22 protein-coding genes are annotated in these 26,557 nt (G+C 66.7%); 7 read left to right on the top strand and 15 right to left on the bottom strand.

Features of this window, described 5'->3' with window-relative positions; all coding sequences use genetic code 11:
• Window positions 1-17: 17 nt before the first annotated feature.
• Window positions 18-617, bottom strand: coding sequence for a TetR/AcrR family transcriptional regulator (locus G8760_RS16310; RefSeq protein ID WP_166353024.1), 600 nt, complete (start codon window positions 615-617; stop codon window positions 18-20).
• Window positions 618-710: 93 nt separating this feature from the next.
• Between G8760_RS16310 and G8760_RS16305 the strand changes: the two genes are divergently transcribed.
• Window positions 711-2,117, top strand: a complete 1,407-nt coding sequence (locus G8760_RS16305) for an MFS transporter (RefSeq protein WP_166353022.1) — start codon at window positions 711-713, stop codon at window positions 2,115-2,117.
• A gap of 101 nt (window positions 2,118-2,218) precedes the next feature.
• Window positions 2,219-2,815 (top strand): dihydrofolate reductase family protein, encoded by a 597-nt coding sequence (locus G8760_RS16300; RefSeq protein ID WP_166353019.1) that lies wholly within the window; start codon window positions 2,219-2,221, stop codon window positions 2,813-2,815.
• Between the two features lie 45 nt (window positions 2,816-2,860).
• Here G8760_RS16300 and G8760_RS16295 read toward each other — a convergent pair whose 3' ends face one another.
• The 12 genes from G8760_RS16295 to G8760_RS16240 form a co-directional block, all read right to left on the bottom strand.
• Window positions 2,861-4,195, bottom strand: a complete 1,335-nt coding sequence (locus G8760_RS16295; RefSeq protein WP_166353017.1) for a hypothetical protein — start codon at window positions 4,193-4,195, stop codon at window positions 2,861-2,863.
• Window positions 4,192-4,983 carry a sugar isomerase domain-containing protein gene (locus tag G8760_RS16290; RefSeq protein ID WP_166353014.1) on the bottom strand — a complete coding sequence of 264 codons (792 nt, stop codon included), beginning with the start codon at window positions 4,981-4,983 and terminating at the stop codon, window positions 4,192-4,194. Before G8760_RS16290 ends, G8760_RS16295 begins: the two co-directional genes overlap by 4 nt.
• Window positions 4,980-6,755, bottom strand: coding sequence for a polysaccharide deacetylase family protein (locus tag G8760_RS16285; protein ID WP_166353012.1), 1,776 nt, complete (start codon window positions 6,753-6,755; stop codon window positions 4,980-4,982). Before G8760_RS16285 ends, G8760_RS16290 begins: the two co-directional genes overlap by 4 nt.
• An 11-nt stretch (window positions 6,756-6,766) precedes the next feature.
• On the bottom strand, window positions 6,767-7,687 hold the full coding sequence (locus G8760_RS16280) for an ATP-binding cassette domain-containing protein (protein ID WP_166353010.1): 921 nt from the start codon (window positions 7,685-7,687) through the stop codon (window positions 6,767-6,769).
• The gene (locus tag G8760_RS16275) at window positions 7,680-8,690 is read right to left on the bottom strand and encodes an ABC transporter ATP-binding protein (protein ID WP_166353008.1); all 1,011 of its coding nucleotides are present in this window, start codon (window positions 8,688-8,690) and stop codon (window positions 7,680-7,682) included. The genes G8760_RS16280 and G8760_RS16275 overlap by 8 nt, the downstream gene beginning before the upstream one ends.
• Window positions 8,687-9,586, bottom strand: a complete 900-nt coding sequence (locus G8760_RS16270; RefSeq protein ID WP_207782426.1) for an ABC transporter permease — start codon at window positions 9,584-9,586, stop codon at window positions 8,687-8,689. The genes G8760_RS16275 and G8760_RS16270 overlap by 4 nt, the downstream gene beginning before the upstream one ends.
• Window positions 9,547-10,551, bottom strand: a complete 1,005-nt coding sequence (locus G8760_RS16265) for an ABC transporter permease (RefSeq protein ID WP_166353006.1) — start codon at window positions 10,549-10,551, stop codon at window positions 9,547-9,549. The genes G8760_RS16270 and G8760_RS16265 overlap by 40 nt, the downstream gene beginning before the upstream one ends.
• A 54-nt stretch (window positions 10,552-10,605) precedes the next feature.
• Window positions 10,606-12,426: a peptide ABC transporter substrate-binding protein gene (locus G8760_RS16260; protein ID WP_166353004.1), complete on the bottom strand. Its 1,821-nt coding sequence runs from the start codon at window positions 12,424-12,426 to the stop codon at window positions 10,606-10,608.
• A 16-nt stretch (window positions 12,427-12,442) separates the two neighbouring features.
• Window positions 12,443-13,693 carry a DegT/DnrJ/EryC1/StrS family aminotransferase gene (locus G8760_RS16255; RefSeq protein WP_166353002.1) on the bottom strand — a complete coding sequence of 417 codons (1,251 nt, stop codon included), beginning with the start codon at window positions 13,691-13,693 and terminating at the stop codon, window positions 12,443-12,445.
• Complete coding sequence (locus G8760_RS16250) at window positions 13,694-14,665, bottom strand: Tat pathway signal protein (RefSeq protein ID WP_166353000.1); 972 nt, start codon at window positions 14,663-14,665, stop codon at window positions 13,694-13,696. It lies immediately after the preceding gene.
• Window positions 14,666-14,709: 44 nt separating this feature from the next.
• Entirely contained in the window at window positions 14,710-16,344 is a 1,635-nt protein-coding gene (locus G8760_RS16245) for a hypothetical protein (RefSeq protein WP_166352998.1), read from the bottom strand.
• Window positions 16,345-16,760: 416 nt separating this feature from the next.
• A complete protein-coding gene (locus G8760_RS16240; protein WP_166352996.1) occupies window positions 16,761-17,912 on the bottom strand; it encodes a substrate-binding domain-containing protein in 1,152 nt (383 codons plus the stop codon).
• Window positions 17,913-18,292: 380 nt separating this feature from the next.
• Here G8760_RS16240 and G8760_RS16235 point away from each other — a divergent pair, with 380 nt between their 5' ends.
• The 4 genes from G8760_RS16235 to G8760_RS16220 all read left to right on the top strand — a co-directional run bounded on the left by G8760_RS16235 (window position 18,293) and on the right by G8760_RS16220 (window position 22,519).
• Window positions 18,293-19,429, top strand: a complete 1,137-nt coding sequence (locus G8760_RS16235; protein ID WP_166352994.1) for a M20 family metallopeptidase — start codon at window positions 18,293-18,295, stop codon at window positions 19,427-19,429.
• Window positions 19,430-19,591: 162 nt separating this feature from the next.
• Window positions 19,592-20,755: a 4-hydroxybenzoate 3-monooxygenase gene (locus tag G8760_RS16230; protein WP_166352992.1), complete on the top strand. Its 1,164-nt coding sequence runs from the start codon at window positions 19,592-19,594 to the stop codon at window positions 20,753-20,755.
• 403 nt (window positions 20,756-21,158) lie between these two features.
• On the top strand, window positions 21,159-21,803 hold the full coding sequence (locus tag G8760_RS16225; protein WP_166352990.1) for an IMPACT family protein: 645 nt from the start codon (window positions 21,159-21,161) through the stop codon (window positions 21,801-21,803).
• Window positions 21,804-21,976: 173 nt separating this feature from the next.
• Complete coding sequence (locus G8760_RS16220; RefSeq protein ID WP_166352988.1) at window positions 21,977-22,519, top strand: dihydrofolate reductase family protein; 543 nt, start codon at window positions 21,977-21,979, stop codon at window positions 22,517-22,519.
• A gap of 17 nt (window positions 22,520-22,536) precedes the next feature.
• Here the strand turns inward: G8760_RS16220 and G8760_RS16215 are convergent, their stop codons facing one another.
• Entirely contained in the window at window positions 22,537-23,655 is a 1,119-nt protein-coding gene (locus tag G8760_RS16215) for a glycosyltransferase family 4 protein (protein ID WP_166352986.1), read from the bottom strand.
• A gap of 473 nt (window positions 23,656-24,128) precedes the next feature.
• Window positions 24,129-24,944: an aminoglycoside 3'-phosphotransferase gene (locus tag G8760_RS16210; protein ID WP_166352984.1), complete on the bottom strand. Its 816-nt coding sequence runs from the start codon at window positions 24,942-24,944 to the stop codon at window positions 24,129-24,131.
• 133 nt (window positions 24,945-25,077) lie between these two features.
• On the opposite strand from G8760_RS16210, the gene G8760_RS16205 reads away from it, so the two are divergent.
• Window positions 25,078-26,541, top strand: a complete 1,464-nt coding sequence (locus G8760_RS16205; protein WP_166352982.1) for an ATP-binding protein — start codon at window positions 25,078-25,080, stop codon at window positions 26,539-26,541.
• Window positions 26,542-26,557: the final 16 nt, after the last annotated feature.

Below are 26,557 nucleotides of genomic sequence, written 5' to 3'. Positions count from 1 at the left end.
TCGACTCGCGCTGGCGTTCACCGCGCGGGACCGGCGGGCGGAACGGCCAGGAGCGACTGCACGGAGGCGGTCACGACGCGCGCCACGTCCTCAGCCGCCAAGCGACCGGCCCGCTCTTCCTCCGCTGCGGCATGCATGAGGTTATGCACCGCATTGACCAGCCAGGTCATCGGCAGGTCGGTGCGGAACGTCCCTTCGCCTTGGCCCCGCCGAATGAGCTGCTCGACCCGCTCGGCGGGAGCCGCGTGCAAGGCGAGTAGGCGCCCCGCGGGAAGAACTCCTTGCGCGGCCTGGAGCAAGGCGGCGGATTCCGCGACGAGTGACCAGCTTGACTCGAGTAGCCGGGTCATGGCGTCGCGGGCGTCTCCACCGACGTCGACGGACGAGAGTGTCTCCTCGCCGATCCGCAAGGCATCGGTGAGGGCCGCTTCGACCAGCTCGGCCCGGTTCGGGAAGTGGCCGTAGAGGGTCATCCGTCCCACACCTGCGGCTTTGGCGATGTCGTCGACCGTTGCGTCCGGATTCCGGCTGAGGCAGCTTCGGGCCGCCGCAACGATCCGGGCGATGCTGCGTTCGGCGTCGGCGCGGCGGCGGGGCCGATGGGTCGCAGAGGACATACCCCCACTCTAAGTCGTACAGGAATACACGAGTTAGGCTCCCTGTTGCAGAACTCGTACATCAACGTACGAGTTAGAGCCTGGGAGGGCCTCATGGCGCACAACGAAACCCGGAACGTATCGACACCACACCCGCGGCGATGGCACATCCTGGGATTCCTCGGCTTCGCCCAGCTGATGTTGATCCTTGACGTCACCGTCGTCGCCATCGCCCTACCAACGATGGAGACCGACCTGGGCTTGACGCGGGAGGCTCTGACCTGGACCGTCAGCGTCTATGCGCTGACCTTCGGCGGCCTGATGCTGCTCGGCGGCCGGTTGGCGGATCTGGTGGGCGCCAAGCGGGTCGTGCTTGCGGGCCTGTTCGTCTTCACCGCGGCATCGCTGGTCACCGGGCTCGCCGACTCCTCCACCACCCTCATCGGCGGCCGTATCGCCCAGGGCGTCGGCGCTGCGCTGCTATCACCAGCGGCCCTGTCACTCGTCGTCACCCTATTCCACGGCGACGAGCGGAACCGGGCACTCGGGGTGTGGTCCGCCCTCGGAGGTGGCGGCGCCGCACTCGGCGTCCTGGTCGGCGGCTTGCTGACCGCCGGCCCCGGCTGGCCCTGGGTGTTCTTCGTCAACGTGCCCATCGGGCTGGTGATCATGATCGCGGTGGCCCGCCTGTTGCCACGTCAGAGCTCCGCCGGCCCACGCCCCCGATTGGACGTTCTGGGCGCACTCCTGGTCACCGCATCGTCGGCGACGCTGATCTACGCCTTCATCGACGCGGGGGAACACGGCTGGCTGACACTAACCACTGGGCTGCTCGCACTACTGGCGGCCGGCGGATACCTCACCTTCGTGGTCTGGCAGCAGCGCACCCGTTCACCGCTCATGGACGTGCGACTACTCGCCCGCCGCCCGGTGGCGACCGGCACGTTCCTCATCTTCCTGGCTACGGCTCTGATGATCGCGGCGTTCTTCCTCGGCACGTTCTACTTCCAGCACGCCCGCGGATATGGCGCGATGCACACAGGTCTGCTATTCCTCCCGATCGCGCTGGCGACCATGGCCGGCGCCAACCTCACCGGCCGGACCATTACCCGCCTCGGCGCCCGCACACTTGCCGTGACCGGCCTGTTCGTCACCGCGGCCGGGATGGCGGTTCCCGCGCTGTCGCTGCACCCGGTGTCCGTTGCCGTGGGCGTCTCGATAGCCGCGTCCGGCATCGGTGCGGTCTTCGTCGTGGCGTCGGCCACGGCGCTCGGCCAGGTAGCTCCACATGAAGCAGGCGTCGCATCCGGCATCGTCAGTACGTTCCACGAGTTCGGCGCGGCCGGTGGAGCCGCCATCATCTCCAGCGTGGCGGCGGCCAGCCTGGTGGGCGACACACTCACCGGCTACACCAACGGGTTCGTGGCGGCTGCGGTGACCGCGGGGGTGGCCGCCATCGCGGCGGCCAGGCTGACGCCTCGGAGGAACGCGCCCATGCCGGCCCATCATGGCGCACATTGATCCGGCGTCAATCCTGAGCAACATGTCGAGAAACCGGCCCCAGCTCCGATCCCTGGTTGAGCGTGTCCATCACAGGGACGCACACCCGATAGGAGAACACCATGGGACAGGTCATCTCAAACATGTCGATGTCGCTGGACGGCTTCATCGAGGACGCCGAGGGCCGGATTGACGAGCTCTTCGAGTGGTACACCGCGGGCCCGGTGACCACGGACTCGGCCAACGAAGATATCGCCTACCGTCAGTCGGCGGAGGATGCCGACTTCCTTCAGGACTCCATCAACCGCCACGGCGCGTTGGTGGCGGGGCGGCGCCTGTTCGACAAGGCCCGCGGTTGGAACGGCTCTCATCCAACCGGGTTGCCGGTGTTCGTCGTGACACACCAGGCGCCGTCCCCGCAGGAATGGCCGCACCAGGACGCGCCGATCACGTTCGTCACCAACGGCGTCGCGTCCGCCATCGCGCAGGCCAAGGCTGTCGCCGGCGACAAAGACGTCGTCATCGCCAGCCCTAACATCGCGCAGCAAGCACTCGACGCGGGCCTGCTGGACGTGATCACCGTCGATCTGGTTCCGTATCTGCTCGGTTCTGGAACTCCATACTTCGCGAACCTGGCGCAGAAGCCGGTCCGCCTAGACAACCCGACCATCCGGCATGGCAACCGGGTCACCCACCTCACCTACCGCGTGCTTCGCTGACGTCCGGCTGGTGCCCCACGTGGGACGTCCGTTGCTGGGCTCCGCCTAACGCGCTCCGGTGGCCTCACCCGACCTGGCCAGTTCCACCGCCGCCGCCAGCAGCCGTTGGCCGGCATGGCGCGCATAGGGGCCGGAGAAGAGCCGGGAGCTGCGGTAGGCGATGTCGATCTCGTACCCGCCCGCGTCGTAGTCCGCTTCCCGCAAGGGAATGTACCCGGGCACACCTCCGGTGTAGCCGACCACCAGCAGGTCTGGGCGGTTGAGCTGGCGCCGGAGGTCAAGCGCGAACTCGACGAACGGCTCTCCAGGCAACGCCACCACCATGAACCGGCCCCACCGGTGCACGGAGACCGGCACGTCGATGCCACCTGTGGACTCGCGCCCCCGCCAATACTCCGCCCACTGGCTCCACGTGTTGAACAACGCGCGTTCCGGCCCGGCCGTAGCCGTGGCCTCCACCCGCCATTGGCGCGCCCACTCACTCAGGACCTCGGGTGCGGGTGCGGGCTGGGTAGGTAGCCACACCCGGGTCGTTTCGGCGCTGATCCGGCCGACCGGCACCAGCTCGGCGGTCGCCAATGCCTCGGATGTGGCGTCGGCGACCGCCCGGCCGATCCGTTCGGCCGCCTCGAACGTCCGGTCCGGACTGGGCTCGGTAGAGAAGCTGTCGGTGGCGAGATGTCCCGTGTTGATCTGCCCGCAGCACCCTTGCAGGAAGGCAACCTCACCGCCGAATCTGGCTTGCAGCCGCCGGCGCGCGGCACCGGGCCAGTCCGCGGTGATCGACAGATTGTCCGGTCCTAGCGTCACCGGATGGCAGGCGTGGGAGAACAGCGTCACGATGGGTTGACCGCGCAGGTCGGCCCACTGGGCGCCGAACACGAGTGGATCGATGACCCCCGTTCCGCGCCGGTTGTGGGCCACCGTCTCCAGGTGGGCTACCCCGGTCCGCAGCTGAGCCGGTTGCCGGGTCTTCCACGCGGTCCGCGCGGCGTCGACGAGTGCGGCGAACGCCCGAGTGACGTACTCCTCGTCCCGGCCGACGCCGAACCCGACGGCTTTGACTTTGGGCCCGCCGTGGGTATGGCTAACGCTGATCGCGATCGAATCCCGATCCACCCCGGTCTCGTCCGCGATCCGGCCGGCCACCATGTCGGCATCGGCCGGGTCGAGGCTAATGAGGTCACCCGTCACGATGATCGACGCGCCCTGCGGACCAGAGGTCGCGATCGCCGTGGCCAGCAGCGGATCGTGCACGTCGACCGATGGTTCGACGCGGACGGCGAACCCGGCCAGGTGGGCGCCTACCGGTGGGGTGATGTCCACGGTCGTGGACCCCACCAGGACCGCGTTGTCCAATGAGTACTCCTGTGTGGTCATAGCCATCGCACCCGCGTCCGGATCTGGTCGAGGAAGGTCGCATGCTGCTCGTCGCCCCCGGGTGCGTTGCCGCTGCGCCAGATAGGCGGCGTCACCCCCGAGTCCACCAGCACGGCGGTGGTGAGGGCACCGAGGCAGTTGAGCGCGTAGGCGTTGACGAAGGTGGATACGGCTGCGATCGGCTCGTCGATGCCGTCGATCCACAACACGGCGTCCCCCACGGGAACCTTCGTGTCGATGTGGACATCGACCAGGTCGTGCAGGTTGGCCCCGGACGGGTGCCGCGCTGGGTGGTCCGGTGGTGTGGACTCCGCGTGCACCGTCGACGAGATACCAACGACGGTGATGTCGTGCGCACGGGCGTACTCCGCGGCGTCGATCACCGCGGCGTTGATGCCGTACGCGTTGACCAGGACGAGCAGGTCACCTGGGCCGAGTTGGTTGTCGCGCAACACGAGCGCCCCGTAACCCGGGGTGCGTTCCATGGCCATCGAACGCAGGGCACCGCTGGATAGCAACGTCCCCTCGTCGAGGATGGCGCTCACGTGCGCCAGTCCACCTGCCCGGAAGAAGATCTCCTGGGCGGCGAGGTTCGAATGGCCGCCCGGCCCGTACACGTGGACCAGCCGATCGGCCTTGATGTGGCCGGCCAGCAGGTGGGCCGCCCGCTGAAGGTTTTCAGCCTCCTCGTCGCGGATCGACTCGAGCATCGAGGTGATCGTGCCGAGGTAGTCGTTCAGGATCGTTTCGGGGCGACTCGGCGCCCGGGTTCGCGCCGCCGCACTCATTGGTCCCCCTCAGGAGAGCTCCACGTGAGGTTCACCGTGGTAACACCAGCGACGGCGTCAACCGCGAGCTCGTACATCTTCCTCCCATGTCGTTCGACGACGGTGCACTGCTGCTCGTCGCCATCGATCTGCACCCTCGGCTCACTTGGCGGGCAGATCAGCACGGCCAGTCCGGATATCGCCACCGGCGACTCCACGACCAGCTCCGCATCACCCGGGCCATGGCGGTGCAGCCGCAATCCGACGGTTCTGCGCAGCCGTTCCCACCGGTTCACCCGCGCGGCGGTCCACCACGGCAGGCCCCGACGCCGAACCTCCTTCACCAGGTCCCGGCACGCATCGCGGACATAGTCCCGACGGTGCAGGTGGACCGGGTGGAACAAGAAGTGGGCGACCCCGTGGTGGGCGACGACCTCGTCGAGGATGACGTCCCTGACTGCTTCGTGTGTCGTCCACGCGAGGTCCTGGGCGTGCAGTGGCAACATCAGCACATCCAGGCGATCCACGGTGGACATCGGACGGGACAGGTGGCAGGTGCCGAACGGGAAACCCACATTGCCGCGTTTGCTCGGCCCACGTGATTCGTCGAGCTCGATCCCGAGCCGCGTGCACCACCGGTAGAACTCGTCCCAGCCCTCCCAGCGGGTGTAATGATTCTTGTTCGAGACGATCTGCTCGGTGCCCGTCATCGCCTGCGCCCAGGTGTACTGGGCACGCAACTCCGGCCAGCCCCACGACGCGACATCGGCATCACCGACCGCGTTGAAATGCAGCGCGTGCTCGTGGCCCTGTGCGCCGATCCGGGCGACGGTCGACGGGTCGTACCCGCCGGGATACACGTGGCACCACGTGGACTCGACGTCGAGTTCGTCGAAGAGATCCAACGTGGTCCGCGCGTCGTCATCGTCGTTGCGGTCGGAGTCGACCGACAGGTGAGCCACCGCTGGTACCCCGGCTGGCCAGTAGTGCAGCCATGCCAATGGGGTGCCGGCCCGGCGGGCCGCCTCGAGCACGAGCTGGACGAAGACCTGCCGCCAGAGGTCGGCATAGGCCCGATGGAAGATTGGTACCACGTCCAGCCCGTCCCGGCCGGACTGACGGTGCACACTCCGCGTCGGCAGCGCGCGGTCGTCCTCGTAGGACAACACGATGCCGTCGTCGCACTTCAGGACCCCGTCGTCCACCGGCGCCGAACCGTCCGCGGCGGGTACACCGTCGGCGTGGACCGGGTAACCCTGCTGGATCCGGACGATCGTCTGCCACAGGTCGACGCCGACGACGACGGCCACGCCCTCCCCCGCTGCCCGGACGACGATCGCCGGGGCATGGTCGTCTTCCCATCGGGCCGCCACATGGGTGTCGCCACTGGCGTCGGCGAGCACCAGCCGGTACCCGCCACGGCAGGGCAGCGGCACGTCGATGGAGTCCACCCAGCCGGGCGCACCGTCGACGACGACCCGACCGCTGGGCACCGCGGCGCCTGCGGTGATCCCAAAGGCCTCGCCTGCGCAGCCTTCGCCGACGCAGAGCAGCATGCCGCCGCGTTCGACCCAGTCCTTGAGCTCCCGCCGTTTTATCTCGTCCAACACCAACCGGTCCGGCAGGACCAGGACCTCGGTGGCGTCGAACGGCACGTCGTCGAAGGCCCGGACGACGCGGTGTGGCAACCTTAGGTGGTCGAGGATCTCGGCGTGGTAGACCGGCCACCGCACATCCTGACCGGCAGGAGTTCCTGGGGCCGCCACGACGGTCACAGCAGCGGCTGCGTTCATGTTCGAGCTCCTCACGACTCACGCACCTCGTGCCCAGGCGCAACTTCCACCAGGGCGCTGGGTTGATCCGGCGAAGACCGCCAGGAGATGTCTGGCTGCGGCAACGGATCGGAGGTCACCGGCAGGATGGCGGCCAGCAGTTTTTCCGTGTAGGGGTGCCGAGGAGCGCCGAACAACGCCTCGGTCGGCGCGGACTCCACCACCTGTCCCATACACATCACCGTCACCCGGTCGGCGAACCGTTCGACGACGGCGAGGTTGTGAGAGATGAAGACGACGGTGAGCCCTAGGCGGCTCCGCAACTCTTCCAACAGCACCAGCACCTGCGCCTGGATGGATACGTCCAGCGACGACGTCGGTTCGTCACACACCAGCAGCCGTGGCTCCAGCGCCAGCGCCCGGGCGATGGCGATCCGCTGCTGCTGGCCTCCAGAGAACTGGCGCGGATAGTGGTCGACGAAACGCCGGTTGACGCCAACCAGATCCAGCAGCTCAACTGCTCTTTCCCGGCGCCACGCCTTGTCGCCGCGTTTGTGTAGACGCAACGGCTCGGCAACATTGGCGGCCGCACTGTAATGCGGAAGCAGCGACCCGAACGGGTTCTGGAACACCATCTGCATCTGCGACCGCAGCTGACGCAGCCGGGCGCCGCGAACCGTCGACAGGTCCAATCCGTCCAGGCGAACGGTGCCTGATGTTGGTGGCAACAAACCCATGAGTAGCCGGGCCATCGTCGACTTCCCGCTGCCGCTCTCCCCCACCAGGCCCAACGTCTGCCCCGAATGCACCGCAAGGGAGACATCCCGTACGGCGTGTACCTCACCGGCTCGGGTGTTGAACACCTTGTCGACGTGTTCGGCCGCGATGACGGGCCGTTCCGATGCCGCACGCTCGGTGGTGACCGGCTCGGCCACGTCGCTCACGTCAACCATGGGCTGCCACCTTCCAGCAGGCTGCTTCCCGTACGGCACCTGGCCGCCCCGACGTCCCGCGGGACACCCCGTTCACCGTCAGCGGGAGCAACATCTGCTCGTTCTCCCGGCATACCGATTCAGCCCGTTCACATCTGGGATGAAAGGCGCACCCGGGTGGTCGCTGCGCGAGATCCGGCGGCGCACCCGGGATCGGGGCCAAGGCCCGGTCGCGCCCGCCCACCTCGATCGTCGAACGGAACAAGCCGGTCGAGTACGGATGAGAGGGCCGGGCGAGCAGCTCACGTACGGGAGCCCGCTCGACGATGCGGCCCGCGTACATCACCACCGCGTCGTCACAGAAATACCGTGCCACGCCAAGATCGTGGGTGATCATTACGATCCCGGTGCCCCGCGCCTTGAACTCCGCCAGCAGATCGAGGATCTGCCGCTGAACGGTCACGTCCACCGCCGTCGTCGGTTCGTCCGCGATCAGCAACGACGGCCGCGCCACCATCGCCATGGCGATCATGGCCCGCTGCCGCATACCGCCGGACAGCTGGAACGGGTAGGTGCGGATCCGCTTCTCCGGCTCCGGGATCCCCACATCACCCAGCGTTTCGATGGCCCGGCGACGCGCCTCGGCCTTGCCGCAGATGCCGTGCCAGCTCAGATGTTCGGTGAGCTGGCGTTCCAGCGTCAGGGTGGGGTTGAGCGCCTCCATGGCGTTCTGGAACACCATGCCGATCTGGCGGCCCCGGACCTGGCGCATCTGCCGTTCGGGCAGCTCGGTGAGTTCGCGCCCATCGAGGCGGACACTGCCGCCGGCGATCCGCGCGGTCTTGGGCAGCACGCGCATGACGCTACGCATCGTGATGCTTTTGCCACTGCCGCTCTCGCCGACGATGGCCAGCGCCTGGCCCGGCTCGACGGTCAAGCTCACCCCGTCGACGACGCGCAGCCGTCCGCTTTTGAGCAGGAAATCCGTCCGCAGGTCCCGCACTTCGAGCAACGAGTTGGTCATCGAGACTCCCCGTTCGCGTCGAAGGCATCCCGGACGCCGTCGCCGACCCAGGTGAACGCCAGCAACGTCAACGCGAACATGCCGGCCGGGAAGAGCAGCAGATGGGGCGCGGCCAGGATGTAACTGGTTCCCTCCGAGATCATCGATCCCCACGACGGCGTCGGCGGCTGCACACCCAGGCCGAGCAGCGCCAGACCGGCTTCGGCACCGATCGCAGCCGGGATGGCGAAACTCGTGGTCACCAGCAGCGGACCCACCGCGTTCGGCAAGATGTACCGGAAGGAGATCGTGGTACCTGAGGCCCCCATGGATCTGGCCGCTTCGATGTACTCCCGTTCTTTTACGCTCAACACTTGCGCCCGGACCAGCCTGGCTTGTGTCACCCACGACGAGATCCCGATCGCCAGCATCACCGCCCAGAGGCTCCGGCCCATCACCGTGACCAGCACGATGGCGAACAGGTAGCTGGGGAAGGCATACATCACGTCGGTGATGCCCATGAGGCCCTGATCCACCCGGCCGCCGATGTACCCGGCGGACAATCCGATGACGATCGCCACCACCAGCGACGCCAACTCCGCCCCGAAGGCGACGAACAGCGCCGTACGCAGCCCGTAGATCATCCGGCTGAACAGGTCTCGGCCGAGCATATCCGTGCCCAACCAGTGCCCATCGGCGCCGATCGGCGCCAGCCGCGCGGTCGGGTCGGTCTCGGTGAAGTGGTACGGGGCGATCCACGGCGCCGCGATCGCGGTGATCACGAGCAGACCACAGAAGATCAGGCTGATGAAGGCGAGCCGATTGGCTCGGAACCGGGCCCATGCTCCCGCCCAGTGGCCGCGGGCCTTGACCGCTTCTATGCTGCCTGTCGGCTCAGTCGCTTCTGCGAGCGCCACCGGCTGACACCCCCTGCCGCTCGAATCCGGGGATCGAGGTACCCGTAGACCAGGTCCACGATCAGGTTCATGGTCATCAAGATCAACGCGAAGAACAGCGCCGTCCCCATCAACAGCGGCATATCCCGGCTCGCCGCGGCCTGCGCGAAGAAGAGCCCCAAGCCCGGGATGCGGAACAGAGCCTCGACGAACACCGTGCCCGTCATCAGCGAAGCCAACAGCGGCCCCAGAACCGTGACGATCGGGATCAGCGAGTTCCGCAACGCGTGCCGGGTGATCACCACTGACTGCCGGCCCCCCTTAGCCAGGGCGGCGACGACATACTCCTCACGCAGCGTCTCCAGCATGCTGGAGCGCACGTACCGAGCCAGCACCGCCGTTGGTCCCAGCACCAGCGCCAGGATCGGCATGACCATATGCTCCGGCCCTGACCATCCACTCGATGGCAGGATGCCGAACGTCAGCGTGAAGATCACCACCAGGATGACGCCGGTGAGATAGTTCGGTAGCGCGGTCCCGAGCGTGATCACGAACATCGTGCCGTGGTCGGCCGGAGAGTTCTGCCGCAGGGCCGCGAACATCCCGATCGGGATCGCGATCACCAAGGAAATAGCGACGGCGATCAGTGCGATGGTGGCCGAGATCGGGAAACCTTGGGCAATGATGTCCTGCACGTCCCGCGTCGGATACTTGTACGAGGGCCCGAAGTCCCACGTCGCCGCACCCTTCATGAAGATCAGGTACTGCCGCCAGGCGGGAATGTCGTCGCCGTAACGTGAAGCGAAGGCGTGGACCATGTCCTCCGTGCCCGCGCCGCCGAACTGTGCGGCCCCAGCGCTGATCCGCTGGATGTCGGCGAAGTTGCCCGGGGCCATCTGCAAGAGTGTGAAGGTGATCATCGAGACCGCCACCAGGGAGAGCACCATGCGCACGATCCGCTTGGCCATGTAGCTCGCGAAGCTCATGTGGTCCCCTCCCCGGTGTGGTCGTCGGTACGGGCGATCGTCGTCACGGGTTGGTTATTCCTCGGCCGCGATACTGATGCCCTTGAAGTAATAGGCATCGGTCGATGGCCGCAGGTTCAGGCCCTGGATGGTTGGCCGAACGGCGTGATACCGGTCCTTCCAGAGCACCGGGATGATCAGGTGCTCTTCCTCCCGCAGGCGGGCGGCCTCCTTGAACCGAGCTTCCTGCTCGGCCGGGTCCGTGGCCTGCATCGCCTGGTCGACGAGCTCGGCCAGCTGTAGCGATTCCGGGCTCGCGTGGTCCTCGCGTAGTTCCGCCAGCCGGGCGTTGCGCTCCGTGGCGGAGAGGTCGCCATCGGCCTGGACCTCCTGGTACTCCTCCCAGACCTCCGCCGGGAGGCTGAACTCCTGGATGTCCTGCGGGGACCACAACGAGCCCACCATGGTCGGCCAATTCGGCGTACCAGCGAAGGATCCGTAGTAGAAGCCGACGTAGTTCTCGTCATGAACCGCCCAGCGGCGTTCAACCAGCACACCACTTTCCACGGTGTCCGCCTTGGCGCTGATGCCGAGGTTACGCTGCCACGAGTCCACGATGGCTTCGACGTCGACGTTGGCCGACCCGGTCAGCAGGTTGATCTCCGGGAAACCTTCACCGTCCGGGTATCCGGCCTCGGCCAGCAACCGTTGGGCTTCCTCGACGTCGTCGTCGATGGTGATGCTGTCGTCGAACCCGGGGACCGTCCCCAGCACCAGCGAACGACCTGGCTGGCCGTCGGGTGTCACCTCGGCGACGTAGTCGCGGTCGATCCCCAGCGCCAGCGCCCGCCGGATGTCGCGGTCTTCCAGCAGCGGGTTCTTGCTGCGCAAAGTGGCCAGATAGACGTACGACGCGCCTTCGGCGATCCGGATGTGGTCGACCAGTTCGGGGTGGCTCTCCATCCGGATGATGTCGGCGTTGGCGAGGCCGACGATGTCGACCTCGTCGTTCTCATACGGCACCGTGGCCGCACCCGTCGTGCCGCCTTCCAGCAGCGCGATCTCGATCCGGTCCAGATGCACCTCATCCAGGTCCCAGTAGTGCGGGTTGGGCACCAGGTCCATACTCGAGTTCGTGACCCACCGATCGATCATGAAGGGCCCGTTGCTCACGACGTGTTCGGCTTCCTGCCAGTCCTGCGGGTGCTCCTCCACCGTGTCCATGTGCAGCGGCAACATCGACGGATGGGTCATCGACATCAGAAACCCGGGCGTCGGGGATTGGACCTCGATCTCCAGCGTCCGCTCATCAACCGCTCGCACACCCACGTCCGACCAGTCCTCGGTGACACCTTCGAGGAAGTCCGCCGCACCCTTGATGTTGGTCGCCGCCTGGTACGAGTTGGCCCCGGCGGTGCCGCCTCCCGTGTCCCCCGTCTCCGGAGTGAAAAGCCGCTGGTACGTGCGCTCGAAGTCTTCGGCGGTCACGGGGTCGCCGTTGCTCCAGCCCGCGTCGGCACGGAGGTGGAACGTGTACACCAGGCCGTCGTCGGAGACGTCCCAGCTTTCGGCTACCCCGGGGATGACGTCGGTACCGTCCTCGTTCTGGAGCACGAGACCTTCGAAGATGCCCCGCACCGCGGTCCACATCCCGAAGGTCACGACCTGAGGGTCGATGATCGGCAGGTTGCTGCTGGACAACCGGAGAATCTGGTCCGGGCGATCCGCGTCGGCCGGGGCGTCGGCAGCATCGTCGCCGCCGGTTGCCGGGCTGGCCGAGTTGTTGGAGTCCCCGAAGAGTCCACAGGCGGACACCGTCAGTGATGCTGCGAACAGTGCGCCGAGGAGTCGTGCCGTACCCAGACGACGCCTGCGCGGTCTCACATTGCCGTGCATGATCTCTCCTCTACCGTTAGGACCGGTTCGGCGCGTCCGGAAGGACCGAACCTGGGCCGTCGTGGGGTGGGAAGGCCTGACTGACCTTCTGCATGGCGGCGACGATGTCGCCGAGGTCGCGGTCGGTGCCCAGAAGTGTCTGCGGTGACAGCCACATCGACTCAGCCACCACGTGTTCGGTGGCGGGCACGTCTGTTTCCGGCCGCGGAGTGCCGAGCCGGCTGGTGATCGCAGCGATCTCGTCCTGGAGCGCGGCGTTGTGGTGGAGACCGGTGTACCCGCCGGAGACCGGGATTCCTTCGGCGGCGAGAGCCCGCACGAAGTTGCGTTTCCGCTCGCCACCACCGAGCCCATCGACGCGGAACATGAAGGTACTGCGGCCGTGTGCGGTGACCCGCTTGTCCACCGCCGGCAGGGTGATGCCGGCAACGTCAGTCAGCATGTCACTCAGCTGCTCGGCGTTATGCTGCCGGATCCGCAGATCGTCGGGATGCCGCCGCAACTGCTCTCGTAGGACAGCACCTTGGAACTCGGTCAGCCGTAGGTTGAAGCCCACGTACTCGTGCTGGTACCAAGCGCCACCGGGGATTCTCCCGACGTTGGCCTGGGCATAGAGGCGTTCGGCGAGGTCGGCGGCGTCGGTGACGACGGCCCCGCCTTCACCCGCGGTCATGGTTTTGCTGGTCTGGAAGCTGAACACACCGGCCTGGCCCAGTGCACCTACCGGCCGGTCCCGCCACGCCGCACCATGCGCCTGGGCCGCGTCTTCGACGATCGCCACGCCACGCCGGCGTCCGATCTCGCAGAGGGCATCCATGTCGCACGGCACCCCGGACAGATGCACCGGCATGATGGCGGCGGTACGTTCGCTGATCGCCGCCTCGGTCGCGGCCGGATCCAACAGATGGGTCGCCGGGTCGACGTCGGCGAAGACCGGCACCGCACCGATCATCAGCGCGGCAGTAGCGCTGCCGATGAAGGTGTAGGCCGGCATCACCACCTCGTCGCCGATGCCGACCCCCACCGCGCGCAACGCCGCCGTGAGCCCCAGCGTGCCGTTGCACAACGCCACGCAGTGCGCCGCCTCGTGATACCGGGCGAACTCGTGCTCGAAGGCCCTTACCACCTCACCGTGGCTGCTGCCCCACTGTCCGGAGTCGAGCACCTTGGTCAGCGCGGCCGCTTCGTCACCAGCCGGCCGCGGCCACGCCGGAAACGGTGCGGTCCGCACCGGTTGACCACCATCGATGGCGAGGGCGGAGGCCATTCACGCACCTCCTTCGGATTCCGGAGCGTCCTGGGCGATCACCTGGGCCACCTGATCGACGGCGGCCAGGTGGTGTGCGCGGAACTCGCCGACGGTCGGCAGCCACGTCGTCTGGAGGAAGCCGAGCAGGCGCGCCGGATCCAGCCGGCGGCGGCAAAACTCGACCGTCTTCTCGAAGCTCTTGGCCTGGCGGTAGTTGCTCGCCGCGGGGATCTGGTCGAACCCCTGATCGTCGAGGTCCAGATAGGTCAGGTAACGCCAGCCCCGGACCTCCTGGGCCGGCTGGATCCGTGGGCGGTCGTCCTCGTTGTCATCGGTGAACACGAGGTCGTAGTGCCAGTTGCTCTGCAGCGTCGAACGTGACATGCGCCAGTAGAACTCTTGCGGGTGCCGCCACGCGTAGTCCGACCACACCCACGGGCGGGCCCCGGTAGCGGTGACCTTCTCCTCCAGGAATGCGAGGTCTTCCCACCAGAGCTCGTGCTGGCGTACCACGACGAAACGGGACCGCGGCTGGTTCGCCGCCGTTTCCTCGTCCATACCGATGTGGAAGAACCGCGGCCGGCCGAAGAGCTCGCTGATCTCCTGGATGAGGTCGGCGCACACCTGGTAATACGCCGGCGTCGAGACCTGCCGGTGATAGTCACCCAGCCAGGCGTCGTGACTGGTGCTGAAGTTCAACTTGGGGATGGGTTCCAGACCTAGTCCGCGCAGCCGGTCGAGTTCCTCCGTCAGCCGCTCGACGGTCCAGGCGTCACCAAGCGCGATCTCCGGGTGCGAGCGGTACCGGATGGCGTCGCCCAGGTCCAACACGGCCATCGTCAAGCCGCCATCAGCCATGCGCTGCGTCACTTCGTACCAGACGCGGTCATCGAACTGCATGGCGTCCCGGTACGCGCTGACCCGGCGTGGTTCCGGGGTATCGCTCCACATGTTGTAGCTGATATGGATCAGGTGAGCCCAGATAGTCATGAACACTTCCGTCTTGTCTCGACGTGGTCAGGTCAACGGGTACGTCACGTGACGCGCCGGATCCGGCGCCGGGCGCCCCGGGCATGTGCACCCCAGTTCAGCTGGGCGACGCCGAACAGGCGGGTGCCGCTGACCGGCGTCGGCTCGATGTCACGATCGGTGTAGATGGCCAGGCAGTGGTGGAAGACGTCGCGATCCCAGCCGCTCAGCGCCATCCAGCGGGCCGCACCCAGCGGGCTGGACCGGGTCGCCCCAGTTCCATTGATCACGTAGACCACGTTGGCCAGCCCGTCGGCGTCCGTCGTGGCCACGTTCTCGGTAAAGGTCGCGGCCAGCTGCTGCATGTCCCGCTGGGTAAACCCGAAGCCGAGCCGGGCCGCGAGAACGGCGAAGTCGGCACCGATCGCGCCGTGGCTGTAGTCCTCGAAGTTCTTGTACCCGTTGGCGGTGGCGTACTGCGGCTTGTGGATCGAGACGTCGGTCTCCGGCGACCCGGTTTTGGTGTACCCCTCCCAGGCCGCGGAGTACGTGGGGAAGTAGTACCAGATCAGCGTCGGCGTGCCGTCCGCATCGTGGTCCAGCATGTCGTTACGGAACATGGTGGCCAGCGCGGTGGCACGATGCACGTAGGTTGGGTCCCCGGTGGCTGCGGCGATCTCCAGAACGGTGCGCCCGAGCGCGAGGGTCTGATTGAGTGGCTTCGCCTGGCCGTCGAACGCGGTGTAGGCGCCCTTCTCCCAGGAGTAGTACCCGCCGTTGCTCGTTTCGCGCCACTCGTGGTCGTGGACGGCGACCGCGTTCATGGCGGCGTCGAGATATTCGTCGGCTTTGCCCTGGTAGTACGGGCTTGCCGCCAGGCTAGGGGTGGTGTTGACGATCCGGGCGAAACTCGCCATCGGGTAGGTGATCATCCCGGTGTGCACCCCGAAGATGAACGGTTGAGCGAACATGGAGGTAGTCCCGGCTGCCGGGCGGGTGCCGACGTTCTGATCGAAGGCGGTACACAGGATCGAACCCGGGTAGGCGTCATAGATCCGGCGCACCGCGTAGTCGGGGCTCGCCGGGTCCATGGTCAGGTTGTCGAACGTGTCGGTGAAGTCGAACGTCTCGTGCCGGACCACCAGGGAGAAAGTGTCGCCGTCGCCGTGGGTCACCGTCACGTGTGCGTCATCGGTGTTGTTGCGGCCGCTGCGGATCTCGAGTGTGGTGGTGCCGTTCTGGTCCTTCAGCGCACACACGCCGAGGGTGTACGGGTGCATCGTCCGCCATGCCGGCAACGAGAGCCCCCGGTAGTCGGCGACACCCCGTTCACTGTCGCGGTGGGTCAACACCGTGTCGACGTGGTCGATCAGTTTGTCGAGGTAGTAGGTGTCCCCGTGCGCCAGGTACATCTTGACGTAGCTGTCGAGGACGTACGACTGCTGCCACGCGAGTCCGCCGGCCTCGTTGTTGTTGTCCGGGCCGAACCCGGACTGCAGATACGCGGCGTCGAACTCGTCGAAGGTCTGCCGGCTGGTGTAGTCGAACGTCGCGGCTCTCGCCGCAGCGGCCCTCCCTGCGGCGACGGGGCCTAGGCCGAGCGTCAGGCCTCCGGCCGCGGTCAGCCCGGCGGCCCGTAGAAAGCCACGTCTCGTTGGGACGGAAGAGCTCGGGTTTGGCGCGTATGGTGCATCGTCCATCGCTACTCCTCTGCTCGTCGCTCCTGACCCACGCTGGATGCAGAGAGTCTGGCTCTGCATTCGTATGCGTGTCAACTGTTATTCAATAACGAACAGATAACGCACCTTGGAGACACTTCAACACCGCACGCAACTCGGCCCGTCGCGACCACTAGCGCAGCCCCCTGCTCGCCACCTGTCCGCGACGCCGCCCACACCACCGGGCCACTCGCCGCACTCACGCTTCACTCGCCGGCCGCCACACGACCGTGCTGATCAGCGATCTTGTGGCGTTTCACGCCGTGCCCGACACCCCTGGGCGACTGGCACGAAAAGCAGCCGACTGGACCGGGTCGCCCCCACGGCTCTGCACGCGGAACGGCGGCCGCGTATGCGACGGCACCCAGCAAAGTGGGTAACAATGGGAAGCAGTGTTACTAACCAGCTGCGGGGGACGCATCGCTGTGGCTGGTGAGTGTGCCCCACGGCTCCGACGAGTCCACTCGTCGAATGATGGGCATCGGCAGCCGCCGGTCGACCGCCGGCCCGGCAAGGCGGCCGTGCCGACGCTCCCACAAGATCTGGGCCGCCTCCCGCCCAATGTCCTCACAGGGCACCCGAACGGTGGTCAAACCCGCGTCCAACCGGTCAGTCCCGTCCTCGAAGGCCACCATCGCGGGCCAGCCCTCCATTGGCACTTCTGCCGCACGCAACGCGTCCACCAGGCCACGTGCGGCATTTTGGCTGGCGCAAACCACACCCGTGACGTCTCGACGGACAAGGAGCCGGTCGGCCACCCCAGCGGCCCACTCGGCCTGGCGCTCATACGACGGCGGCGGCTCCTCGGGAAGGAATACCAGGTTGTCCGTACGCTCACCATGCTGGCTCATCACCTCGAGCCACCCCTGCATTCGCAGCATGGACCAGTGATAACCAGGCTGTTCGTCGGCGGGGGTATGCAGGCCGAGAAAGGCGATCCGGCGGTGGCCACGCATCCACAGGTTGCGGGTAGCCACCCGGCCGCCGTCGACGTGATCGGCGGTGACCATGTCCACCACCGTCATAGCCGAGTCGCCGGCCATGGGGATCGACGCCCATCGAACCCGGGCGGTGGCGGCATCACCCAACACAACCAGGTCCGTCGCCCGGTCTGGCATGGCGAGGAAGAAGCCGGAGCTCGGCGGCAACGCGTCCTCCTGCGCCAACTGAAGTGCCCGGTCGATGTCCATACAGGCACTTGCCGCACCCAGCTCCGTCACCCGCTCCTCGAACCCCCGCCGGACCCGATCAGTGGTCGAACGGTGCCGGACGTTCTGCCCCGACTGCACGAGCATGACGTAGCTATCGGGCACGGAGGCCGCGACGTCGGCCACGAAGATCCCCACCCGCGGCACCGTGCGCAACAGGCCCTCGGCCACCAAACCCTTCAACTCCGTGGTGACCGTCCGCGGCGACAGCCGATACTTCTCTTGCAACTCGCGGACCGTCGGCAACATGTCGCCGGGTTTCAGCTCGCCATCGCGGCAGGCCCGGCGCAGATCCTCCGCCAGTGCCTGGCGTCGCCGCTCAGAAGTTCGTCTCGATGCCAACGCGCCGCCCCTCTCTGCTTCCCATTGCTAACCGTAGAGTCCATATTCGTCGCCGCGCCAGCCGATCAGTACAGGTGAAGACAGCGCAAGTATGAATAACAGGACGATAGCAATGTTCTTCTCCGGGTGTGGACCACACTTGTCCGCCGCACCGCTTCGCGGCTATTCTCTGGGATCAGACCGTCGGCCCGACAGCCTTCGACGGTGCCCCAGCATTACGCCTGACCCACGCTGGAACGAGGACTCAGGTGATCGGCCTACGCGCCCCACGGCCATTGCCTCATGCCTCGCGTCCATGACCGATCCAGCAGAGTTGATCTCCGTCGGCAACCACCCTTCCTCATCCTCGCGGCGGCCCGACGGAGCGGAGAGCAGGCACCATGACCACCACCACGCCCACCGGGCTCGATCCACATACCCAGCTCACCCTCCTCGAACACCTCGTCAACACCGACAGCGCACCAGATACGTCGGGCATCGACGACGTCTACGACATCCTCGAGCCACACCTGAAACAGATCGGCTTCAGTGCCAGCCGCGTCCCTACCAGCGGCCCCGATGTTCTCCGTGCCCATCTTCCCGGAAGCCGCCCCTCGGCGACCCGGGTTATTATGCTCGGCCACGTCGACACCGTCTTTCCTACGGGCACGGCCGCCGAGCGCCCGTTCACCATCAACGACGGACGGGCCTTCGGGCCGGGCGTCGCGGATATGAAAGCCGGCCTCGTGGTCATGCTCGCCGCCGTCGCCAGCCTGCCCGATCACGTCCGCGCGGGGCTGGAGCTGACGATGCTGTTCAACGGCGACGAGGAGTCCAGCTCAACAGCTTCACGTCCGGTGATCGAAGCTACCGCCGCAGGCCAGGACGTCGCCCTGGTGTTCGAGGCGGCCCGGCGCAATGGCGCCATCGTGGAATCCCGCCGCGGAGTCCACCGGTACCGCCTGGACGTCGCCGGGCGAGCGGCGCACAGTGGCAGCAACCCGGAAGCCGGGGCGAACGCCCTGGAGACACTCGCCCACACCATCCTCGGAGTCCAGGCGATCGACCGCGACATCGACGGTGCGACGGTCACCGCCGTCCTCGCGCGGGGCGGCTCGCGGCCCAATATCGTGCCCGACGCCGCGTCGGTCGACGTCGACTGCCGTTTTGACGACGCCGCCGCCGAGGCTCAGGTGCGGCAGCGGCTGACCGGCCTGACCGGCCCCGGGCCCGTGGACGGCACCTCGGTGGCCCTCACCTCGCGGGCCGGCCGGCCCCCGTATTCCGCTCCCGCAACCGACCTGGTCACGTCCTACGTGGAGGTGGCGGCCGCCCACGGGGTCACGGTGCCCACCACCCGTGCGGGCGGCGGTTCTGACGGCAACTTCACCGCGGCGATGGGCATCGCGACCCTCGACGGCCTCGGTGCCGTGGGAGGCGGGGCGCATACCTCGGACGAATACATCGAGGTGCCCACCCTGGCTCAACGCAGTGAGATCTGCGCGGCGCTGCTCACCCGGCTCGGCCAGGCGATATGAACCCGGCGCAGCGCCACCCCGGTGGCAACGGTTCCCGCCGTCGGAGACAAACCTCCTCGTGCGGTAAGCGCACATGCGTTCACTAAACGAACGCTCTCGCGTACACTGCTGACGGAAACGAGCCGGACCCACGTGGCCGGCCGACCGTCCGTGGAGGAGTCCATGTATACCCAGGTGGCGATCGTCGGCGCCGGCCCGGCCGGCCTACTGCTCTCCCATCTGCTTCACCTGCATGGAATCTCCTCCGTGGTGCTGGAGGCCCGCACCCGCGGCTACATCGAACAACGAATCCGCGCCGGCGTTCTCGAACAGAACACCGTCGACATCCTGCGAGACGCCGGAGTAGGCAGCCGGCTCGACGCCGAAGGACTGCCACACGAGGGCATCGAGTTGCGCTTCGGCGGCGAAGGACACCGCGTACCCATGACCGAGCTGACGGGGCGGGCCATCACCGTGTACGGCCAGCAAGAAGTGGTCAAAGACCTCGTCGCTCGGCGGCTGGCCGACGGCGGCGACATCCGCTTCGAGGTCAGCGACGTCCGGCTGGACGGACTGACCTCGGATCGGCCCGTGGTCCGGTTTCACCACGGCGGAGCGGCGAACGAGCTCACCTGCGACGTCATCGCCGGCTGCGACGGATTCCACGGCACTAGCCGGCCATCGGTACCTCCGGGCCAGCTGACGGTATACGAACGCGACTACCCCTTCAGCTGGCTCGGCATCCTGGCCGAAGCCACCCCCGCCGTCCACGAACTCATCTACTGCCTACACGAGAACGGCTTCGCCCTGTACAGCATGCGCTCGGAGCGGGTGTCGCGGCTCTACCTCCAAGTACCACCAGACACCGACACCGCCGAATGGCCCGACGAACGTATCTGGGACGAGCTGGCCACCCGGTTCCAACTCGGCGGCTCACCCTGGCCACCCAACCGGGGGCCGATCTTCGACAAAGGCGTCACCCCCATGCGCAGCTTCGTCACCGAACCCATGCAGTACGGGCGCCTACTCCTGGCCGGCGACGCCGTTCACATCGTCCCGCCCACCGGCGCCAAAGGCATGAACCTCGCCGTCAACGACGTCTGGCTCATGGCCCGAGCACTGGACGCCTGGTACACCACCGGCGACGAGACACTACTCACCTCCTACACCCGCGACGCCCTACGCCGGGTCTGGCAGGCTCAGCACTTCTCCTGGTGGATGACGTCCATGCTGCACCGATTCCCAGGCGACGACCCATACCAGTACCGACTGCAGATCGCGCAGCTACACAACGTCGTCGACTCCCCCGCCTACGCCACCGCCCTGTCGGAGAACTACGTCGGCTAACTTCCGCACCTGATCGTCGTTTTGACGCCTGATCGTCGTTTTGACGCCTGATCGTCGATGGCGACCGCGATCAGGCGGAGTTCCCGAGCCGCCACCTGCGCCGACAGCCAACTACGTCACCTGATCGTCTCCAGCATGCGGACGAAGAACGATCAGGTGCACAACCGAGCCGAATTCGGCCGTTTGCGCATCTGATCCACAACGGCCACCAAGATCAACCCCGAACTCCTGAGCCCTGACGCACACCCTCGTCGCCACCACGTCGGGGCACCACGTCACGCCGTTCACCCCAGCCCGACGCCTCCCCCACCTGTCCGTCATCGGTAGACCGTTGTGTGATAGGTACGTCACGGCGATATGTCGAGCACCCGCCATCCGACCAGCCACGTCCTACACTGGCCGGGTGCCCCAACCGGACCGCTACACCACGCTCGCCCGGGACGGCGCCACCGACATCGAGGTCAAACGGTCCCGGTTCCATTGCCGCCTGGTCCGGGTAGACACTGAAGACGCCGCGCGTGCCGTCGTCGACGAAGCGCGGCGCACCCATTGGGACGCCCGCCACCACTGCTCAGCGTTCCGCCTCGGCCCGACGGGCGAGGTTCAGCGCAGCAGCGACGACGGTGAACCGTCCGGCACCGCCGGCGCCCCCATGTTGGACGTACTCGTTCGCCGCGAAGTGAGCGACGTGGTAGCCGTCGTCACCCGGTGGTTCGGCGGAACTCTCCTCGGCGCTGGAGGCCTGGTCCGGGCGTACTCCGCCGCCGTCGTCGCGGCGCTTGATCACGTGGGCACGCGGCAACGCCGCCTCATGCGGCAGGTTGACGTCCACGTCGATCATGCCACCGCGGGTCGGCTGGACGGCGTGGTGCGCAACGCCGGGATCGACGGGGTTGCCGTCGGCGGCCTGTCATTCGGCCAGGATCACGCCATCCTGTCGATGGCCGTGCCGGTGGAGGCCGTCGACCGCATCGTCGCCGATCTAGCGTCCTGGAGCCAGGGCACCGCGCGGCCCGTCGTCGGCGACATCACGTGGCACGACACCTAACCGCCGCCTCCCGCCCCGCCCCTTCCCCTTTATCTGGGGCTTTGCCCCCCCGTATCCGGTAGTCAAAAGCCAATGATCATGGGGAGGGGCGGGACGGGAGGGGTGATGAGTTTTGGGGGCGCAGTTCGTCAACATCACGACACGTGTCCACACAGACGACGGAGTGATCACCCATGGCAAAGCTGCTGTACTCGGCGACGATGTCGCTGGACGGATTCATCGCGGGCCCCGGCGGTGACATGTCCTGGCTGACCGAGCACATCGGCCCCAACACCACGGTCGACAAACTCATCCCCCAGGTCGGGGCGCTGCTGGTCGGCCGACGGACCTTCGGCGGCGACGACCCGCACAAGGGCACCGATAAAGAGGGCAAGGCGTTCGGCGGCGGCTACGACGGGCCCCACTTCGTGCTCACCCACCGGCCCCCGGCCACTCCCGTTCCCGGTGTGACGTTCGTCGGCGACCTCCACCGCGGTGTCGACGCCGCCAAGGCAGCCGCGGGCGACAAATACGTCAACGTCATCGGCGCCAACGTCGCCAAACAATGCCTGGAGGCCGGACTCCTCGACGAAGTACTCGCCATCGTCGCACCCGTACTAATAGGCGACGGTGTGCGCCTCTTCGACCATCCCGGCGGCACCAACGTCACACTCGAACGTCTCAGCCTGACCGATGCGCCGCAGGCGGCCAACCTGTGGTTCCGCGTCGTTCGCTGAACGAAGACCGCACCGAACTAGACCGATGCGTCGTCGACCTCCCACGTGTCGCGTCGCATCTTCGCGGTCCGCCCAGAGATGCTCGGGACGTCGGCCGACGGCCGGGCGGCCAGTTCTTCCAGTTGCCGAATGATGGCCGCGGGGGTGGCCGGCCGCGGTCGGGCGAAGACGTCGAGAAGTGTGTCGACGGATTCCCCGACCGTGAACCGGGCTCCGGCGGCGCTACGGGCTGCCGGCCCCACCGGGCCGCGACCTACCGCCTCCCGGAGACCCCAGGCGAGAGCCTCGGCGTCATCCGGCCGGACCAGGACCACACCACCGCAGTCGGTCTCGGGCAGCCCGCCGTCGTCGGAGGCGATAACCCGGCAACCAGCGTGCTGGGCTTCGATCGAGACGATGCCGAAGGTCTCGTGCCAGTACTGGCTGTTGGACGGCATGACGACGACGTCGTGGTCGGCCATCAGGCTCGCCATGGCGGCCGGCGTCTTCCGTGTGGCGACGACGGAGATCCTCGGATGTGCTCCGACCAGCCGTTCGATGATCTTTCCTTGTGGTTTGTCGGCGCCAGCGGTGGTTACGGTGAAGGTGAGGTCCGCGTCTTGATCGATGATGTCGATATGCAGCATGGACAGGAGGGTGTAAATACCCTTCTCCGGGCTGAGCCGCCCGGCGAACAACACCCGGGTCGACTCACCCGAGTGACGCGGCCGGGACTGCGCGGCAAACTGCGGCTCGGCGAACGGGTAGACGACATTGATGGTCGACACGTCGACGTCGAGGAATCGCGCCCATAACTCAGCCGCGTACTGGCTGGTGGCGATCAACGTGCGGTCCCGAGTTCCCTCAGTGGCGAATGCCCACTCGCGTTCCCGGATGGGCGGCGGGTTGTGCAGGATCAGGTACGAGTGACGTCTGGTCGGCACCGCATGCGGCTCGTTGACGAACACGACGGTGCCATCCAACTGTCCGACCTCAGTCAACGTCGGCAACGACCGGAACGGGACATCGTCGAAATCGTCCCGGCCGTCAGCGGCGCCTAGCCCGACCGTCACCACCTGCGACGGTGTCCCGCGGCGATTCAACTCACGGACCTGGCCAACGGTGTAGTTCTCCGAGCCACCTGTGCCGGCGGGCAACGGATTTCCAGGAGACCAGACGAACGATATCAACAGGCACCACCAAGGGCTGGTTGTCGACGGAGACGGAGCCGGACCTACGCGTCCGTGGCGCATCGCCGTTGTGAGACCAGACACGATGACGAACCACGAGGAAACAAAGCCGTGGATAGCCTTGAGACGAAGAAAAGAGGGCCCTCGATGGAAAAAGCGAGCTTGAACAACGTCAAACAACTGATAAAAGAGGATTACATGATTACAACTAGGTAAACAGTAGCACATGGCGCCATTTGAGATCTCGCCGTCAGCGGCGACAGGTGCCCTACCGCAGCAGTGACGTCGCCACAAGGAAGCATGCTGTCGCCAGGGCAACAACGAGGAGCCTTACTGCGGCCCCTGCGCCTCGCCATGAGGAAGCCGTTCGTGCCAGGCCGACGCCTCCGGGCCCGCGCGACCAGCAGGGCCCGCCGATCAGCCCGCGTGCGTCCGCCGCCCTAAGTCAGGTCCCAGAGCAGGCGGTAGTAGCTGATGCGCGCGGGGTCGGCGTCGATGCCATAGCCGGCATAAACCACCTCCTCGTAACCCGCGCCGTAGTTCCACACCGTGCTCCACGATGCGATGGCGAGGTCGGCCCAGCGGTCGGCGACACCCAGGGCCCCGAGGTCCACGTGGGCGGCGAACGTACCGTCGTCGTGGATAAGAGTGTTAGGGGCGCAGGCGTCGCCGTGGCAGACGACGAGGCGGTCGATCGGCGGCGGCTCGCCGAGGCGGGCCAGCGCTTCAGCGCGGGAGATGCCGTCGCGGCCGTTGGGTTCGGGCCCATCGGACACGTCGCCATCAGGCTCGATGAACCGCCACGCGGAAGCCAGGCGATGCTCCACGCTCCAGTCGAAGGGACACTCGTCGACGGGCAGTGCGTCGTGAAGGATACGTAGACCGCGACCGATAGCCGTCGCAGCCGTCGTCGGATCGGCCACCCATACTGGATCGACGGCGGACCGGCCCGGCTCGGCCGCCGTCACCAGCCACGAACCGGCGTCGTCGGCGCCGTGGTCGATCACCTCAGGAACCCGGGCCCAGCGTCGCGCCCACCGAAGGCGGGCCGCCTCAGCAGCCAGGTCGATCTCCGGCGTGCCCGCAGCCAGCCACTTCGCATACCGGGCTCCCCCGCCGCCGTCGAGCCGGAACGTCAGGCCACCGAGTTCGTTCTCCCACACCGGCGTGATGGTGTCGCCCTCGGCGATGGCTTTGATGACGGTGGGGACGACGACCGGGCCCGTCGGGACTCCCGAGATAACACGCTGACTCACGATGTCCGATGCTTTCAGACCCGGCAGACGGACGCGAATGAGTTTCGCTGTCGCGAACTTGACCGGCGCCTGCGCTCCACGAGAGATGTAACTACAGTTATCATAAGTATAGTTATGTCTAGGAGGTCTAGCGATGGACAAGCCAGCGGGAATGTTCGATCGCGACCATGAGTGGTCGGCGCTCACCCGCTTTGCTGCCGATGATCAATCCGGTGCCATGCTTGGTGTGGTGTCCGGGCGTCGTCGGCAGGGCAAGACGTTCCTGCTGGATGCGCTATGCCGGGCCGCGGGTGGCTTCTACTTCGGCGCGGTTGAGGAAACCGAGACGGAGTCGCTGCGGCGGATCGGTGCCGCGCTGACTGACTTCCTTGGACTGCCGGTCCCCTTTCGCCCTGCTGACTGGTACGAGGTCATCGATGCACTGCTGGCGCTCGGACGCGAACGGCACGTGCCGGTTGTTTTGGACGAGTTCCCCTATCTCGCGAAGGCCACCCCGGCGTTACCGTCGATCATTCAGCAGGCGTATGGGCCGTTGCGAGATGAACGGGTCGAGTCGCGATCGCGCCTGCTCCTCTGCGGGTCTGCTCTGTCAGTCATGGGTGGGCTGTTGTCCGGCAATGCGCCATTGAGGGGCCGGGCAAGCTTGGAGCTCGTCATTCGGACGCTTGATTATCGGCTGGCCGCCGAGTTCTGGGGCATCACAGATCCTCAGCTGGCGGTGCAGGTGAACGCAGTGGTCGGAGGAACACCGGCGTATCGGCGCGAGCTCGCTCGCAACGACGTTCCGACCGGGCCAGACGATTTTGACGATTGGGTCGTGCGGACGGTGCTCAACGCCGAGAGTCCGCTCTTTCGCGAGGCGCGGTATCTCTTAGCCGAGGAACCTGAACTCCGCGACAGCGCTCTCTATCATGCGGTCCTGGCTGGAGTCGCCAACGGAAACGCCAGTCGGGGCGGAATAGCGAACTACCTTGAACGGAAGTCTTCAGATTTGGCGCATCCGCTGGACGTGCTCGAGGACGCCGGCCTTCTGATCCGGGAGGCCGACGCATTCCGGGACAAACGCAGCACATACCGGATCTCCGAACCATTGATCACCTTCTACCACGCGGTGATGCGCCCCACATGGGATCAGCTTGAACGGCCGGGAAACGCTGATCGTGTGTGGCGCAACAGTCAGCGCCGCTTCGTCAGCAATGTGCTCGGGCCCAGGTTCGAGGAGATCTGTCGCGAATGGGCATTGTTCTATGCCGACGATGACGTCTTTGGTGGCCTACCTGCCCGCGTCGGCCACGGCGCCACCTCCGACCCGGCGCAGCGCACGACTCACGAAATCGACGTTGTCGTCATCGGCACGTCCGATGGCGGCAAGCCGCCGTTGCTGGCCATCGGCGAAGTCAAGTGGGGAGAGGTGATGGGAACCGGCCATCTGGAACGGCTTCGACACGTTGCATCCTTGCTGACCAGGAACGATCGCTACGACACGTCACAGGTCCGACTGCTCTGCTTCAGCGCTGCTGGGTTCACTTCAGACCTTCACGACGCCGAACGTGCCGGCGACGTTGTCTTGGTCGGCCTAGATCGGCTCTACGCGTAGCTCCGACGAGCGCATA

Source organism: Phytoactinopolyspora limicola, from assembly GCF_011320225.1.
Taxonomy (GTDB): domain Bacteria; phylum Actinomycetota; class Actinomycetes; order Jiangellales; family Jiangellaceae; genus Phytoactinopolyspora; species Phytoactinopolyspora limicola.
The sequence above is the reverse complement of the archived record's forward strand: the minus strand, read 5'-3'. Positions and strand labels throughout refer to the sequence as shown.

Bases quoted from the DNA above. Each gene is read 5' to 3' on its own strand.
- G8760_RS16265 (WP_166353006.1), bottom strand. From the start codon at position 10,551: ATGAGCTTCGCGAGCTACATGGCCAAGCGGATCGTGCGCATGGTGCTC.
- G8760_RS16275 (WP_166353008.1), bottom strand. From the start codon at position 8,690: ATGACCAACTCGTTGCTCGAAGTGCGGGACCTGCGGACGGATTTCCTG.
- G8760_RS16305 (WP_166353022.1), top strand. From the start codon at position 711: ATGGCGCACAACGAAACCCGGAACGTATCGACACCACACCCGCGGCGA.
- G8760_RS16310 (WP_166353024.1), bottom strand. From the start codon at position 617: ATGTCCTCTGCGACCCATCGGCCCCGCCGCCGCGCCGACGCCGAACGC.
- G8760_RS16235 (WP_166352994.1), top strand. From the start codon at position 18,293: ATGACCACCACCACGCCCACCGGGCTCGATCCACATACCCAGCTCACC.
- G8760_RS16280 (WP_166353010.1), bottom strand. From the start codon at position 7,687: ATGGTTGACGTGAGCGACGTGGCCGAGCCGGTCACCACCGAGCGTGCG.
- G8760_RS16250 (WP_166353000.1), bottom strand. From the start codon at position 14,665: ATGACTATCTGGGCTCACCTGATCCATATCAGCTACAACATGTGGAGC.
- G8760_RS16230 (WP_166352992.1), top strand. From the start codon at position 19,592: ATGTATACCCAGGTGGCGATCGTCGGCGCCGGCCCGGCCGGCCTACTG.
- G8760_RS16205 (WP_166352982.1), top strand. From the start codon at position 25,078: ATGGACAAGCCAGCGGGAATGTTCGATCGCGACCATGAGTGGTCGGCG.
- G8760_RS16220 (WP_166352988.1), top strand. From the start codon at position 21,977: ATGGCAAAGCTGCTGTACTCGGCGACGATGTCGCTGGACGGATTCATC.
- G8760_RS16255 (WP_166353002.1), bottom strand. From the start codon at position 13,693: ATGGCCTCCGCCCTCGCCATCGATGGTGGTCAACCGGTGCGGACCGCA.
- G8760_RS16295 (WP_166353017.1), bottom strand. From the start codon at position 4,195: ATGACCACACAGGAGTACTCATTGGACAACGCGGTCCTGGTGGGGTCC.
- G8760_RS16290 (WP_166353014.1), bottom strand. From the start codon at position 4,983: ATGAGTGCGGCGGCGCGAACCCGGGCGCCGAGTCGCCCCGAAACGATC.
- G8760_RS16260 (WP_166353004.1), bottom strand. From the start codon at position 12,426: ATGCACGGCAATGTGAGACCGCGCAGGCGTCGTCTGGGTACGGCACGA.
- G8760_RS16285 (WP_166353012.1), bottom strand. From the start codon at position 6,755: ATGAACGCAGCCGCTGCTGTGACCGTCGTGGCGGCCCCAGGAACTCCT.
- G8760_RS16245 (WP_166352998.1), bottom strand. From the start codon at position 16,344: ATGGACGATGCACCATACGCGCCAAACCCGAGCTCTTCCGTCCCAACG.
- G8760_RS16300 (WP_166353019.1), top strand. From the start codon at position 2,219: ATGGGACAGGTCATCTCAAACATGTCGATGTCGCTGGACGGCTTCATC.